General features: G+C 61.4%; 14 protein-coding genes. 11 read left to right on the top strand and 3 right to left on the bottom strand.

Annotated elements, in window-relative coordinates; all coding sequences use genetic code 11:
- Positions 1-120 precede the first annotated feature (120 nt).
- The 6 genes from AC1RMX_RS25125 to metC are packed head-to-tail and all read left to right on the top strand — an operon-like array spanning position 121 to position 6,482.
- Complete coding sequence (locus AC1RMX_RS25125; protein WP_273535787.1) at positions 121-855, top strand: amino acid ABC transporter permease; 735 nt, start codon at positions 121-123, stop codon at positions 853-855.
- Positions 845-1,633 carry an amino acid ABC transporter permease gene (locus AC1RMX_RS25120; protein WP_096820583.1) on the top strand — a complete coding sequence of 263 codons (789 nt, stop codon included), beginning with the start codon at positions 845-847 and terminating at the stop codon, positions 1,631-1,633. Before AC1RMX_RS25125 ends, AC1RMX_RS25120 begins: the two co-directional genes overlap by 11 nt.
- The gene (locus AC1RMX_RS25115; RefSeq protein WP_096820584.1) at positions 1,620-2,456 is read left to right on the top strand and encodes an amino acid ABC transporter ATP-binding protein; all 837 of its coding nucleotides are present in this window, start codon (positions 1,620-1,622) and stop codon (positions 2,454-2,456) included. The genes AC1RMX_RS25120 and AC1RMX_RS25115 overlap by 14 nt, the downstream gene beginning before the upstream one ends.
- Positions 2,457-2,471: 15 nt before the next feature.
- Positions 2,472-3,068 carry a cysteine dioxygenase family protein gene (locus AC1RMX_RS25110; protein ID WP_096820585.1) on the top strand — a complete coding sequence of 199 codons (597 nt, stop codon included), beginning with the start codon at positions 2,472-2,474 and terminating at the stop codon, positions 3,066-3,068.
- Entirely contained in the window at positions 3,065-3,721 is a 657-nt protein-coding gene (locus tag AC1RMX_RS25105) for a glutathione S-transferase N-terminal domain-containing protein (RefSeq protein WP_493073363.1), read from the top strand. The genes AC1RMX_RS25110 and AC1RMX_RS25105 overlap by 4 nt, the downstream gene beginning before the upstream one ends.
- 25 nt (positions 3,722-3,746) lie before the next feature.
- Positions 3,747-6,482 (top strand): cystathionine beta-lyase, encoded by a 2,736-nt coding sequence (gene metC, locus AC1RMX_RS25100; protein WP_493073362.1) that lies wholly within the window; start codon positions 3,747-3,749, stop codon positions 6,480-6,482.
- Here metC and AC1RMX_RS25095 read toward each other — a convergent pair.
- A complete protein-coding gene (locus AC1RMX_RS25095) occupies positions 6,479-7,744 on the bottom strand; it encodes a PucR family transcriptional regulator (RefSeq protein WP_493073360.1) in 1,266 nt (421 codons plus the stop codon). The two genes, metC and AC1RMX_RS25095, sit on opposite strands and share 4 nt — an antisense overlap.
- 305 nt (positions 7,745-8,049) lie before the next feature.
- On the opposite strand from AC1RMX_RS25095, the gene AC1RMX_RS25090 reads away from it, so the two are divergent.
- The 3 genes from AC1RMX_RS25090 to AC1RMX_RS25080 are packed head-to-tail and all read left to right on the top strand — an operon-like array spanning position 8,050 to position 11,321.
- Positions 8,050-8,253, top strand: coding sequence for a YtcA family lipoprotein (locus AC1RMX_RS25090; protein WP_207267971.1), 204 nt, complete (start codon positions 8,050-8,052; stop codon positions 8,251-8,253).
- 9 nt (positions 8,254-8,262) lie between these two features.
- Positions 8,263-9,315: a multidrug transporter subunit MdtN gene (mdtN, locus tag AC1RMX_RS25085; RefSeq protein ID WP_096820590.1), complete on the top strand. Its 1,053-nt coding sequence runs from the start codon at positions 8,263-8,265 to the stop codon at positions 9,313-9,315.
- Positions 9,312-11,321 (top strand): FUSC family protein, encoded by a 2,010-nt coding sequence (locus tag AC1RMX_RS25080; RefSeq protein WP_493073359.1) that lies wholly within the window; start codon positions 9,312-9,314, stop codon positions 11,319-11,321. The genes mdtN and AC1RMX_RS25080 overlap by 4 nt, the downstream gene beginning before the upstream one ends.
- Here the strand turns inward: AC1RMX_RS25080 and AC1RMX_RS25075 are convergent.
- Both AC1RMX_RS25075 and AC1RMX_RS25070 read right to left on the bottom strand, forming a co-directional pair.
- A complete protein-coding gene (locus AC1RMX_RS25075; RefSeq protein WP_493073358.1) occupies positions 11,318-12,256 on the bottom strand; it encodes an AraC family transcriptional regulator in 939 nt (312 codons plus the stop codon). The two genes, AC1RMX_RS25080 and AC1RMX_RS25075, sit on opposite strands and share 4 nt — an antisense overlap.
- Positions 12,257-12,277: 21 nt before the next feature.
- Positions 12,278-13,111: an oxidoreductase gene (locus tag AC1RMX_RS25070; protein WP_493073356.1), complete on the bottom strand. Its 834-nt coding sequence runs from the start codon at positions 13,109-13,111 to the stop codon at positions 12,278-12,280.
- 30 nt (positions 13,112-13,141) lie between these two features.
- Here AC1RMX_RS25070 and AC1RMX_RS25065 point away from each other — a divergent pair, with 30 nt between their 5' ends.
- Together AC1RMX_RS25065 and AC1RMX_RS25060 are read left to right on the top strand one after the other, a co-directional pair.
- Positions 13,142-13,306, top strand: coding sequence for a hypothetical protein (locus AC1RMX_RS25065; protein WP_493073355.1), 165 nt, complete (start codon positions 13,142-13,144; stop codon positions 13,304-13,306).
- Positions 13,303-14,286: an alpha/beta hydrolase gene (locus tag AC1RMX_RS25060; protein WP_493073354.1), complete on the top strand. Its 984-nt coding sequence runs from the start codon at positions 13,303-13,305 to the stop codon at positions 14,284-14,286. The genes AC1RMX_RS25065 and AC1RMX_RS25060 overlap by 4 nt, the downstream gene beginning before the upstream one ends.
- Positions 14,287-14,404: the final 118 nt, after the last annotated feature.

Below are 14,404 nucleotides of genomic sequence, written 5' to 3'. Positions count from 1 at the left end.
TCCCGCAACCGTCGTCCTGGACGACGGTTGCCTGAGGCCGGCGTGCATGAATCATTATTTTCTCTTTAAAGACCTGATCAACGCGTCAGTGCAGCAGGTCGTTCGCACGTGGAGCGAACCATGACTCACTGGCTTGAGCTTTTCGTCCACTGGACCGCCGGGCTGGGCCTCAACTACAGCTTTGTTCTCGATGCCTATCAGCGCGGATCCCTCGGGCAAGGTGCGCTGACCACCGTGCTGCTGTGCGTATTCACCATCATTGGCAGCTTGCTGGCGGGCGTCGGACTGGCGGCGATGCTCACGTCAGGCAAACCCTGGCTGGCGACACCGGCCCGAATCTTTGTCGAAGTCACCCGCAACACGCCGACACTGGTACAGCTGTATTGCGCCTTCCTGGTGCTGAACATGCTGCTGACCCAGGCCGTCGGTGCGGCGAATCCGCTGACGCCATTTGCCTGGGTGGTGATCGTGATTTCCCTGCACAAGGGGGCGTTTCATGCCGAAGCGCTGCGTGCCGGCATCGAAGCGGTGCCGACCGTGACGCTGGAAGCGGCCAGCTCACTGGCCTTCAGCAGTCGGCAGTTGCTGTGGAATGTGCAGTTGCCGCTGGCCCTGCGTTTTGCCCTGCCATCGCTGATCAACAACCTGATCGATCTGGTGAAGATGACCGCCGTGGCCTCGGCCATCGCCGTGGGCGACATCACCTACGCGGCGATCATGATCTGGACCCAGAGCGACAACGTGCTGGAGTTGATGATCCTGATCCTGAGCTTTTTCGGCCTGCTGAGTTTTATCGTCAATTGCGTGGGGCGCTACCTGGAAGCGCGCCTGAGGATGCCCGGTTATGGCCATTGAATCGTCCGTCAGCGTGATGACGACCTTGCCGCGCAAGCACCTCGGCAAGCTGTTGGCGCTGATTTTCCTGGGTTTGGCGTTGCTGTATTTCGGTGCGCAGAGCCCGGTGTTCAAGGCCTTGGTGCAGTGGTCGCCGGCGCTGGCTGCGGGGTTCGCCCGGAATATTCTGATCAGCCTGGTCGCCATCGCGCTGGGGTCGCTGCTGGGGTTGTTGGTGGGCGCGCTGGCCCTGTCACCGTTGCGCTTGACGCGTCTGCCGGCGCAGATCTGGGTGCAGGTGTTCCGTAATGCGCCGTGGCTGGTGCTGATCTATTTCACCACTTATGTGTTCCCGTTCGAGATTCACGTCGCCGGCGTTTACCTGCCGTTTCCGGACTGGGTCAAGGTCACCATCGGTCTCGCGCTGCCGGCCAGCGCCAACATCGCGGAAATCTTCCGCGGGGCCGTGGCATCGATCCCGGCCACCCAATGGGAGGCGGCGCGCTCACTGGCGTTCACCCGTGGACAGATTTTCCGCTCGATCATCCTGCCGCAGTGCTTCAAACGCATGCTGCCGCCGTGGATGAACCTGTACGCGGTGATCACCATGGGCACGGCGCTGGCTTCGCTGGTGGGCGTGCATGACGTCATCGACACCGCGCAGATCGCCAGCAACACCGTGAACATGACCGGGTTTACCGTGGTGATTTACCTGAGCCTGCTGGTGTTGTTCTTCGCCTATTGCTACCCGATTTCCCGACTCACCCGACGCCTGGAGCGACGTTATGCCTTCTATTGAAACCGTCGGCGAGCCGCTGGTCAGCCTGCGGGATTTGCACCTGTCGTTCAGCGGCAACCCGGTGCTCAAGGGCATCGACCTGGACGTGCATCGCGGTCAGGCGGTGTCGATCATCGGCCCGTCCGGCTCCGGCAAGTCGACCATCCTGCGCTGCATCACCGGCCTGTTGCAGCCCCAGCGTGGCAGCATCCGTGTCGGCTCGACCGAGGTGCACACGCTGACGCAGGAAACCCAGCGCATCGAGTTGCGCAAGCGCGTGGGGTTTGTGTTTCAGCAGTACAACCTGTTCCCGCATCTGTCGGTGCTGGAGAACCTGGTCGTGGCGCCGCGCAAGGTGCTGGGCCGCAACCGGGTCGACGCCGAAAAGGACGCACGCGCATTGCTGGCCAAAGTGCGTCTGGAGCACAAGGCCGATGCCCATCCCGGGCAGTTGTCCGGCGGCCAGCAACAGCGCGTGGCGATTGCCCGGGCATTGGCGATGCGCCCGGAGCTGATTCTGTTCGATGAAGTGACTTCGGCCCTCGACCCGGAAACGGTCGGCGAAGTGTTGACGGTGATTCGCGAACTGACCGAGGAGGGCATGACCTGCGTATTGGTGACTCATGAAATGCGTTTCGCCGAAGAAATCAGCGACGTCGTCTATTTCACCGAGAACGGCGTCATCGTCGAGCACGGCAGTGCCGAGCAGATCTTCCAGAACCCCGTTAGTGAGCGCACCCAGACCTTTTTGCGGCATGCCTTGGGCGATCCGGGTCGTCGCCCGGCGCTCGCCAACGATCCCTACCTGCTGAGCAATCTGAGCCGTTACAGCCTGTCCGTCTGAACCGAGGAGATATCCATGAGTACCGTGAACCGCGCCGACGTCATCGAGGACTTCCTGAAGAAAGTCCGCGTCATCCATCAACGGGGCGTCGACCGCACTGCGCTGAAGGAGATCGTGACGTTGCTCGAAGCGCTTGCCGAGCGCCGCGATCTGTTCAATTTCGACGAATTTCCCGCACCGGTGCCGGGGCAGGGCAGCTCCGCATTCCGCTACCGTCTCAACGACGATGGCGACACGCCGACGCTGTACCTCAACTCGCTGCTGCCGGGTAAAAGCACCATCCCCCACAACCATGAAACCTGGGCGATCATCAGTGCCATCGAGGGCCAGGAAATCAATTACGTCTACGCCCGCAGCGACGAGGGCCGCGAGCCGGGTTTCACCACCTTGCATCTGGAACGGGAAGTCATCGTGCAGCCCGGTACCTCGATCTCGTTCCTGGGTGAGGACCTGCACGGCATCCGTGTCGACGGCGACCAGCCGACCCTGCATTTCCACCTCTACGGTTTGCCGCTGGAGTCCCTCAACGGTCGCTACGGCGTCGAGGCGGACGGGCGCATTCTCAATTACAACGCCTCGCAAATGGCCCCGTCGATCAAGGCCTACGCATGATCGACCTGTATTACTGGCCGACTGGCAATGGCCTGAAAATCGCCATTCTTCTGGAAGAACTCGGGCTGGAGTACCGCGTGCTGCCGGTCAATATCCGCGAGGGTGAGCAGAAGTGGCCGGCGTTCCAGCGCATCAGCGCCAATGGGCGGATTCCGGCGATTGTCGATCACGCGCCTCACGGTCTGGGCGAGCCGCTGAGCCTGTTCGAGTCCGGCGCGATCCTCAACTACCTGGCTGACAAGGCCGGGCAATTCCTGCCGCCGCCGGGCACCGTCGAACGACAGAAAGTTCAGGAGTGGCTGTTCTGGCAAGTGGGGCATGTCACGCCGTACCTGAGCCAGTTGCAGCTGTTTAAGGAAAAGGCGCCACAACCGCAGCCGTTTGCCCTCGACCTGCTCAGCGGTGAAGCGACGCGACTGTATGGCGTGCTGGAGACGCGGTTGTCTGAAGTGCCGTATGTGGCGGGGGAGTATTCCGTCGCCGACATGGCGATCTTTCCGTGGATTCAGCCGCTGCGTCAGGGCCAGGACCTGGCGCATTTTCCGCAGATCAGTGCCTGGCGCGAGCGACTCAAACAGCGTCCGGCCATCCAGCGCGCCTATGCCAAGGGCCGGGACATCGCGGTCAACGAGCGCTCCCTGGCGCTTCAATAATTCATCTTCAAAAAGCGGAACCTCCATGAGCCAGACCGTATCCCCGCAGCAGTTGCAGCAATGGCTGTTCGACGGGCAGGAAATTGCCCTGTTTGATGTGCGCGAGCACGGCCAGTATGGCGAAGCGCATCTGTTTTTCGGGGTGAACCTGCCCTTCAGTCGACTGGAACTCGAGGCGGCACGCCTGGCGCCGAATCCGCGTGTTCGGCTGGTGATCTACGACCAGGATGGCGGTAGTCTGGCGACCCGTTGTATGCAGGTGCTGCAGGGGTTGGGCTATGACAACGTGCACTGGCTCGCCGGGGGCGCCGACGGCTGGGAAGCAGCAGGTTATCAGCTGTTCGCCGGCGTACACGTGCCGTCCAAGGCGTTCGGTGAATTGGTCGAGGAGGCCAGCCACACGCCGCATGTCACGGCGCAGCAACTGGCCGAATGGCAGGCCCGGGGCGCGCCGCTGGTGATGCTCGACGGTCGGCCGTTCGAGGAATACCGCAAGATGACCATCCCCGGTGCCATCTGCTGCCCGAACGGGGAACTGGGCTATCGCATCCATGACCTGGTTCCGGACGACAGCACGCCGATCGTGGTCAACTGCGCCGGGCGCACCCGCAGCATTATCGGCGCCCAGACGCTGATCAATCTGGGGCTGAAGAACCCGGTCTACGCGTTGGAAAACGGTACTCAGGGCTGGTATCTGGAGGACTTTCGACTGGAGCACGGCAGTGCCCGGCGCTATGCCGATGAAGTGTCCGCCAAGGGGCTGGAAGCCCGGCGTCTGGCGGCCGCCCGGCTGGCGGATAAGGCCGGAGTGAAAACCGTAGCGGCTGACGAAGTCCGGCGTTGGGCCGATGACGCAGGGCGCAGTCTGTTCCTGTGTGATGTGCGCACGGCCGAGGAATTTGCCGAGGACAGTCTGCCGGGGGCGCAGCACACGCCGGGTGGGCAGCTCGTTCAATCCACCGATTTGTACATTGGCGTGCGCCGGGCGCGGGTGGTGCTATTCGACAGCGACGGCGTGCGCGCGCCGATCGTTGCCAGTTGGCTGCGGCAGTTGGGACATGAGGCTTATGTGCTGGCAGGTGGGACGGGCAGTGGCCTGGCGTTGTCCGGCACGGGCGTCGATAAGCCCGCCGCATTGCCTCTGATCACGGCACGGGCTCTGGCCGACGCACTCAAGGACGAGGCGGTCGTGCTGGTGGATCTGCGCCCGAGCATGGACTATCGCAAGGGGCATGTGGCGGGTTCGCGCTGGTCGATCCGCCCGTTGCTCGCCGATGCCGTGGCCGGGGAGACAAGGCCGTTGGTGTTATTGGCGGATGATCCGGCGCTGGCGGCCATCGCCGCTCTGGAATTGCCTGCGATTCAACGCGCTGGCGTGCGCTTGCTGGACGGCGGACTGTCGGCGTGGCAAGCGGCGGGCGGCGCGGTGCAGGAGGAGGGCAGCAGTCCGGCAGATCAGGATTGCATCGACTTCCTGTTTTTCACCCATGACCGTCATTCCGGGAACAAGGACGCGGCACGGCAATACCTGGCCTGGGAAATCGGCCTGCTGGCGCAGATGAGTCGCGAGGAAATTGCCAGCCTCAAGCCGCTGAAAACACCGGGCGATGCACGGGTACGCACTCGGCTGATTCATTCGGCCCGCACCGAAGACGGCAGCGGCGCACGCTCGGTCAATGTCCCGGTCACCCGCCTGAGCACCGTGTTGTTCGACAACCTGGCGCAGATGCGTGACGCCCGTCAGCGTCGCGACACTGAACGTGTCTTGAGCTACGGCGCCCGGGGCAATCCCACGGCGTTTGCCCTTGAGGACCTGGTCACGGAACTGGAAGGCGGCTATCGCACGCGGCTGTTCAGTACCGGGCTGGCGGCGGTGGCGCAGACGCTCCTGGCTTATCTGCGCCCCGGCGATCATCTGCTGATTACCGAAGCGGTCTATGCGCCCGTGCGGCGACTGGCCGCTGAGCTTCTGGAACCGTTCGGCATTCAGGTCGATTACTTCCAGGCCGACGGCAGCACCCTGCCGGGTTTGCTCAAGGCCAACACCCGAATGGTCTACACCGAAGTGCCGGGATCGCTGCTCTACGAACTCTGCGACTTGCCGGCGATAGCGAGCCTTTGCCAACCCCGCAACATCCTGCTGGCCGTGGACAACACCTGGGGCTCGGGTTACCTGTACCGGCCGCTGGCGCTGGGCGCGGACATTTCCATCATGGCGCTGACCAAATACCTGAGCGGCCACAGCGACGTGGTCATGGGCAGCGTCTGCACCCGCGAGGACGTCTGGCAACCCTTGGCGTCCATGAGCGATGCAATGGGTGTCACGGTCAGCCCCGACGACGCGTATCTGGTGCTGCGCGGTGCACGCACCCTGGCATCACGCCTGGAGGTTCATGAGCGCCAGGCGCTGGAGATCGCTCACTGGTTGCAGGCGCACCCGGCGGTAAAACGGGTTTTCCATCCGGCGCTGGCCGAACATCCCGGGCATGTGCTGTGGCAACGGGATTTCACCGGGAGCAACGGGCTGTTGTCGTTCGAGCTGCATCACGCCGGTGCTGATCAATTGGAGCGATTCATCGATTCGCTGCAACTGTTCGGGCTGGGCGCGTCGTGGGGCGGGTACGAGAGCCTGATCACGGTGACCGATGCGCTGGACAGTCGTGGCGCAGGTTCAGTGTTGCGGCTGCACATCGGGCTGGAGGATGTCGAGGCGTTGATCGAGGATCTGCAGCGCGGGTTTGCCGCTTGTCGTGAACGCTAGTCCTCGCGCACCTTGCTGATCGAAAACCGGCGCAACTTCAGCGCCGTGTCCAGTCGGCTGACCCAGTTGATGTCATTGAGATCCGCGCCCAGCAGGTTCTCGATGCGTCCCGTCCGGTAATTGAGGGTGTTCGGGTGGATGCCGAGGGTCTTGGCGGTCTGGGCGCGGTGACGGCCACTTGAGAAGAACGCCTCCAGCGTCAGCAGGAGGTCGGGTTCATGGCTGAGTTGCTCGATGAGCGAAATCAGGTACCTGAGGGTGTTGTCATGGCTGCGCACGCTGTCTTCGATCAGCACGCTGGAATAGCGTCTGACGAGTTGTTCGGCCCCGTTGAAAGGGAAGAGGTCGATCGCCTTGATCGCTTCTTCTGCCGTGCTGATCCAGCCGGCGATACCTTGATTCAACAGACCGATACCCACGCCCCGCAGTTGAGGCAGGAGCGCGGGCAGCGACGCGGCGCTTTCGGCCATTCGCTGGTCGCATTGGGTCAGGGTTTCACCTTTGATGCCCGGCAGCCAGATCACCAGTTTGTCGCGGTACCAGACGCGTATCAGTTCCTTGACGGGAATCTTCAGGTGCCGGGAAACCTGCAGGGTCAGGCGGTCGAATTCGTCTTCGCGCTGCAACGGCTGGACAGGGCGCAAGGGCAGTTCCAGTGCGAGCGCCACGCGGGGCGTGCTGGCGTCCAGGCCGAGTGCCGACAGGGTGTCCTCAAATCCCTCGGTATCCTGCGGCGAATGCAGCAGGAAGTGATAAAGGCGTTGGTGCAGGTGTTCCCTCCAGCGGACTTTCTGAATCTGTTCTTCCAGATACGCCTGGACCACTTCTTCGGCGATATCGTCGAAGAAGTCGAACATGTAGCCGGAAATCTGCAACAACAACTCTTTGCTTAATGCATCGTCGTCTCTGGCGAGTTCCAGGTAGCCGCTCCAGATTTCACGCACCCCCAGACTGAAGCCGCGCATCAGCGATTGCAGGGGCACGCCCTGATGGACCCGCCTGCAACCGATCTCCTTCAGCGTACGGCGCGTGTCCTGCGACAAACCCTCACCGGTCAGCAGTGTCTCGCACCACAGGCGCGCGGTGTAGCTCAGGGAGTTTTCCAGATCCTTGCGGGCTTCGGGCGTGAGGTCCTTGTAGCCCGCCATCCGGTTGAGCTGGCTGTTGATCTTCGCAGTGAGCAGGGAAGGGGTGTTCGCAAATTCGCGGGTGATCGTTGCAAGTCGAGCGCTGAGGGTGGGGATTGGCGTCAATGTGTTCACCTTTTTGCGCCTGGAAGTGTCGATTTCACTCGCCGGCGAGTGTCTGTGCGCGCTCTATACTCTTACGTTCACCAAGCCAGTTCAACAACGCTTTCAGCCCGGTTTTCCGGTTGTTTACTGTCACAACGAAGTTATGTTTTTTTCCAATATCGGGGCCGTGGACGGATCGGTAAGGTGCGCAGGTCAATTCCTTGCCCAGAGGTTCCGGTTTGCGTCAGTCGTCACTTGCGGAGGTAGGCATGCCTTCATTCAATCCCGTCAGGCTGGCACTGATACCTGTCGTTCTACTGCTCAGTGGATGCTCCATGTCCCCCTCGCTTGTACTGTTCGGTGCGGCTTTTCCTGACTGGCTGTTCTGCATTGTCGGCGGCGTTCTGGCGACCACGGCGATCCACGTGATACTGGGCAGATATTCGCTGCGCGAACGCATTTCTCCTCTGGCACTGAGTTACCCGGCACTGACCGGACTCCTGGCGATGCTGTTGTGGCTCGTCGTCTTCCACGGATGAATGCCCGCCATGAATAAAACCACCGAAAAAACGCATTCAAGCCGTGTGCCGGCGCTGCTGATCGTTCTGGCCGCTTTTCTGGTACTGGGTTATGTGCTCTGGCAAACCGAAACCCGGCCGAGTACCGATGATGCCTATGTGTACGCCGACACCATCGATGTCGTTCCGGAAGTGAACGGCCGGATTGTCGAGATGCCGGTGCGCGACAACCAGTTGGTCAAGCAGGGCGATCTGTTGATTCGCATCGACGCACGTCCGTATCAGGATGCACTGGATCAGGCCAGGGCGCGGCTGGTTACGCTGAATCATCAGATCGGTTTGACCCAGCGCAGTGTGAACGCCCAACAATACGAGGCGGCATCGGCTGTGGCGTCGGTCGAGCGGGCGCGGGCGCAGGCCACGCAATCGAACGACACCCTTCAACGCCTGGAGAAGTTGCTCGCCAAGGGTTATGTGTCCGTGGAAGCGGTGGACCAGGCGCGAACGGCCCAGCGTTCGACGGCTGCCGAACTCAACGCCTCCCGATTGCAAGCGCAGCGTGCGGGAGCTGCCGTCAGTGGCGTTGATGCGCTGGTGGCGCAGCGGGCCGAGGTCGAAGCGCAGATTTCCCTGGCCGAACTGAGCCTGGAGTTCACCGAGGTGCGAGCACCTTTCGACGGGCGTATCGCGTCCTTGCGCACCACGGTCGGCCAGTTCGCCTCGGCCTACAAACCGATTTTCACGCTGATCGATACGCGCCACTGGTACGTGGTGGCGAATTTTCGCGAGACCGATCTGAAGGGCATCAAGGCTGGCACGTCCGCCACGCTTTATCTGTTGGGCGACACCGGTAAACGGTTTCAGGGCCGGGTGGATTCGCTCAGTTTCGGTGTGCTGCCGGATGACGGCGGAACCGTCATCGAAGGCCTGCCGCGCGTCCAGCGCACCATCAACTGGGTCAGGGTTTCGCAACGCTTTCCGGTGAAGATCTCGGTGCAAGACCCCGACCCGGAGCTGTTTCGCATCGGCGCCTCTGCCGTCGCGGTACTGCGCCCTGACGAACCGGCCAAGACCGGCCAATGAAACGCTCGGCGGAAGACTGGAACAGGGGCAGCCTGGAGCGCCTGTATCGGTTTCTGGTCGATGAACTTCAGCCGTACCCTGGCCGTGTGAACCTGTTGCTGCGCACGCTGCTGGGCAGTGCGCTGGTGATCATCATTTCGATGACCCTGCAGGTTCCGTTGCTGGCGCTATCGTTGATCGTGGTCTTCTACGTGACGCAGACCAATGTGGTGCTGACCCGCATGGTCGGGATGCTGTTCCTGGTCGGCGCAACACTGGCCATCGGCTTGACCATCCTGCTTCTGAAGTTCACCTACGGATACCCGCTCCTGAGAATTCTCGGCGCGAGCATGCTGTTTTTCTGTAGTGCCTATCTGATCCGGGTCACCCGGATCGGTGTTGTGTTTTTCGTGGTCGGCATTGTGGTGATCTATGCCCAGACCTTCGTCGACCTGACCGATCAGGCCGAGGCCGTTTTGCGTCTGGTGCTGTGGGTGTGGGTGGCGGTCAGTTACGCCATCGGCCTGACGCTGTTGGTCAATACGTTGCTGTTGCCGGCGGAGCCTGTCAGGCAACTGAAGAATCATCTGCGCTCCCAGTTGATGACTGTTGCCCGGTGTCTTGGCGGTGAGCAGAGCGATGCGGCGCTGGGTGCCGCCGCGATTCAGCGCAGTGTGTTGGCTTCGCAACAGTTGTTGCGGTTCGCCTGCATGCGGGACGCCGATTTTCGCAGTCAACAGGCGGCGCACCTGGCGCGCATCAGCAGTATTTCCCGGCTGTTGACGCTGGCTGCTCAACTACCGCCGCCAACAGCGAATGCCCGGGCGACCGAGTTGTTGCGCCAGGCAGTGCTCGATCTGGAGGCGTCTCTGGATACGGGTCAAGTGCCTGAAGGATTGTCTGCTCTTGATCAGATCGATACGACCGGTTTGCCCGGCGTGTACGAGGAAATGCGTCTGGAGTTGCTGTCTTTTCTCAATGTGGAAAAGGCTGAGATCCCTCAGGAAACCAAGGCGAAGGGCGCCCCGATGTGGGTGCCTGATGCCTTTGAAAACCCGGTTTACACACAGTTTGCCGTCAAGACGCTGCTGGCGGCATCGCTTTGCTACCTGTTCTACATGGGCACGGACTGGCAGGGCATCCACACCATCATGCTGACCTGCCTGATCGTCGCTCAACCCAGCCTCGGCGCGACCGGGATGCGTGCGACGTTGCGTGTCGGTGGTGCGCTGGTGGGCAGTGTTCTGGCGCTGGCCATGGTGATTCTGGTGGTTCCGCACATCGACGGGATCGTCGGCCTGTTGTTCATGTCATTGCCGGTGATTGCACTGGGTTCCTGGATAGCCGCCGGCTCCGAGCGAATCAGCTATGCCGGTGTGCAGATCGTGTTCACTTTCGCGTTGGCGTTGCTGGAGCAATTCGAGCCCAGCACCAACCTGACCGAGATTCGTGATCGCATCATCGGTGTGCTATTGGGTGTCGGGATCTCCCTGTTGATTCACGCGTTTCTGTGGCCCGAGGCAGAGGGTGAAACGCTGCGTCAGCGATTGGCGACGCTGGTTGGCCGGCTCGCGGACTCGCTGAAAACCAGACGAACAGCCGACGAGGCGCCCCGTGATTTACGGGTGTGGAGTGAGTTGGCCGATTGCCAGGCGATGGTGGCCCGAGTGGCGCTGGAGCCAGGATGGCAGGTCGCCGAGAGTCATCAGGAAGTGCTGGTTTTTCGTATGCAGGAACTGCTGGTACGGCTTCGCACTATCGCTATGGCAATCGATGCGTTACAGGTGGAGTTGGCTCACGGTCAGTCGGAAGGCGAAGCCTGGCTGGCATCGCTTGAACTGTGCAACGAAACGGCGGCCGTGCTGGGTGACTACGCGCAACAACTGAAAGGTCAGCAGGGCTTTGCGGTTGCGAGCGGGGAGCTGGAGCGCTTGCGGGAATACGCCAGCGCAAGGCTGGCGGACGATGAATTAAAAGCGCGTTTTCTACAGTTGCTGGCGAGCGTGGAAAACCTGCCCGCCAGTTAATGCGACGAAACATACTCCGAGGGCGTAGTCGGGGCAGGCAACGCGTAAGTCGCCTTCATCCACTCGATCTCCGCCTGCGGTGTTCTGCCAAAAAAGCGTTTGAACTCGCGACTGAATTGCGAGGCGCTTTCATAACCCACGTTGAACGCCGCTGCCGAAGCGGTCATGGCATTGCGCAGCATTAGCAGTCGCGCCTGATGCAGGCGCGTCGATTTTAGGTATTGCATGGGGGAGGTGTCCGTCACGCTGCGAAAGTGCAGGTGAAAATTCGGCACGCTCATACTGGCTTCGTGGGCGAGTTGCTCGACGTCCAGGCGCTCTTGGTAGCAACTGTGGATCTTGCGGATCGCCCGAGTCACCTTGCCGAAATGCCCCTGTCGATTAAGCGCAGCACGCATCGATCCGCCTTGTTCGCCCGTCAGAATGCGGTAGTAGATTTCCCGCAGCAGCGATGGCCCCAAAATCTGCGCTTCGCCCGGAATGCTCATCGCTTCAAGAAAACGCAACGTCGAAGTGCGGAGCCTGTCGTCCATCGGCGAAGCGTACATGCCCTTGGGCTGCGCATCGCTTGGGCCGTGAAGGTCATCCACTTGCTGCATCAACTCGCTGGCCAACTGGAAGTCGAGGTGCATGTAGATCGCGAGCATCGGCTCGGCCTCGGTGGCATCGGTTTCCATGGTGAAGGGGATCGGCACGGACACCACCAGATAATGCTGGGCGTCGTAGACGTAGACGTCGTCGCCCAGATAACCGCGTTTCTGGCCCTGACAGAGGATCACGATACCCGGATCGTACAGCACCGGCGTGCGGGTCAGCGGCCGGTTCGAGCGCAGGAAACGCACGCCTTCAAGCGCACTGGGGTTATAACCCTCGACCGGTGCGAGGGTTTCCATGAGCTGCACCATGCGCGAGGTGCCTGCGTCGGTCTGCTTCATTGCGTTCTCTCGGTTGGCCATTCAATGGTCGGTGGAGCGAGTCAACGCCTCCCACTGATCGATCTCGCCGGCTGCGTGTTTGAGTTTTTCACGCACCAGTCGCAACGCGTCACTGCCCAGGAGCACGTGCGCCGGTGGTGTCGGGCTGGCGATGATCTGCAACATCGCCTGGGCGGCTTTTTGCGGGTCGCCGAGTTGTTTGCCGCTCTTTTCTTCTCGCGCCTTGCGCACCGGATCGAAACTGGCGTCGTAGTCGACAATACTGCGCGGCGTGCGCTGCATCGAGCGACCGGCCCAGTCGGTTCGAAATGAACCCGGCGCGACGGCAGTCACAAAGATATTGAAGGGTGCCAGTTCTTTGCTCAGCGTATCGGAGATGCCTTCGAGCGCAAACTTGCTGCCGCAGTAGTACGCGATGCCCGGCATCGTGATCGTGCCGCCCATCGAGGTGATATTGATGATGTGGCCGGCACGCCGCTTGCGAAAGAAGGGCAGGAACGCCTTGATCACGGCGACCGCGCCGAACACGTTCACGTCGAACTGGCGGCGCATGTCTTCCAGAGGCGACTCTTCGAAGATGCCTTCATGGCCGTAACCGGCGTTGTTGATCAACACATCGACCGGGCCGTGCGTGGCTTCAACCTGCGCGATGACGCCATCGATCCGCTCGAAGTCCGTGACATCCAGCATCACCCCGTAGGCGTTATCCACGGAGAGCGACTGAAAGGCGTGCAAGTCGGCTTCCTTGCGCACGGTCCCGATGACACGGTGGCCGGCCGCGAGCGCTTCCTTGGCCAGCGCGTGGCCGAAGCCGCTGCTGACGCCGGTAATGAAAAGGGTCTTGGTGGTGGTCATGACGGGCTCCGGTGAATGGGGTTTCAGCTCATGGTATCCATCGAAGAAACGCTCACCTATGTCGGTTTGTCTTTGAGCATTGCCTATTCCTATCAACGAGGCGAGATGACGGCCGATGAACTTTTTAAGTGGCTCCAGGCATCCAGGCTGGAACAGACCGCAACCGCTGATATCCTGCGCAACAACCGCCGATGAGCCAGGACGAAATGAAGACATCAACCCGCTGGCCCGCAAACGATAACGAGTTGGCGCAATTACGCGCTTTCAACAAGAAGCTTGCCCGGCTGCCGCGCTTTCGCATCCGTAATCGCATCACGCCACGGGCGATTCAGTTGCTGCTGCGCCTCAGCCAATTGGGCGGCGCGAGAAAGTTGCTCAAGCACGGGCTCAAGGCAGAACGCAAAGTGGTGGGCGCCGACGGCGCTTCAGTGCCAGTGCGGATCATTCGGCCAAAGACAAAGGCCAAAGGCGTGGTGCTGGATTTTCACGGAGGCGGCTGGGTCATCGGCAATGCGCAGATGAACGACCACCTCAACATCGGCATGGTGAAAGCCTGCGACGTGGCCGTGGTCTCCGTCGATTATCGGCTTGTGGTCTCGACGCCTATTGAAGGCGTGATGCAGGACTGTCTTACGGCGGCTCGCTGGCTGCTGAGCGATGACTGCCATGAATTTGCGAACCTCCCCGTCATCGTCGTGGGCGAATCCGCCGGCGGCCACCTCGCCGCCGCGACCCTGCTGCAACTCAAACAATGGCCGGACATGCTCAAACGGGTGAGCGGGGCGCTGCTGTACTACGGCGTCTACGACCTGACCGGAACCCCCAGCGTACGCAACGCCGGGCCCGATACCTTGCTGCTGGATGGGCCTGGCATGGTTGAAGCGCTGCAAATGCTTACGCCGGGATTGAGCGATGAAGAACGCCGGCAGCCGCCGTTGTCTCCGTTGTACGGTGACTTCACCGGGTTTCCGCCGGCGTTGATGTTTGCTGCGGAGCTGGATCCGCTCAGGGATGACACGCTTGAGTTGGCTGAGCGTTGGGGTAGGGCGGCGGACGTGGAGGTGCATCTGTTGCCGGAAACGGCGCATGGGGTGATTCATTTTCCGCTGGGGTTGGCGGGGAGGGTGGTTGGGTATAGTCGTGCTTGGGTTTCGGGGCGAATTCTCGAGGGGTGAGTGTTTTAATGAGGGCCGATTTCGGCTGCTCATGAATGTCCGCTATCGGCCAAAAGCGGTCAGCCAGAGTTGCGTGCACGGACGGCAATCATAGGAGCGCGCGCCCCCATTTCTGCGA

The sequence above is a fragment of the Pseudomonas sp. GW822-FHT03F04 genome (assembly GCF_058801405.1).
Note: the sequence above shows the minus strand (reverse complement) of the source record. Positions and strands in the feature narration are given on the sequence as shown.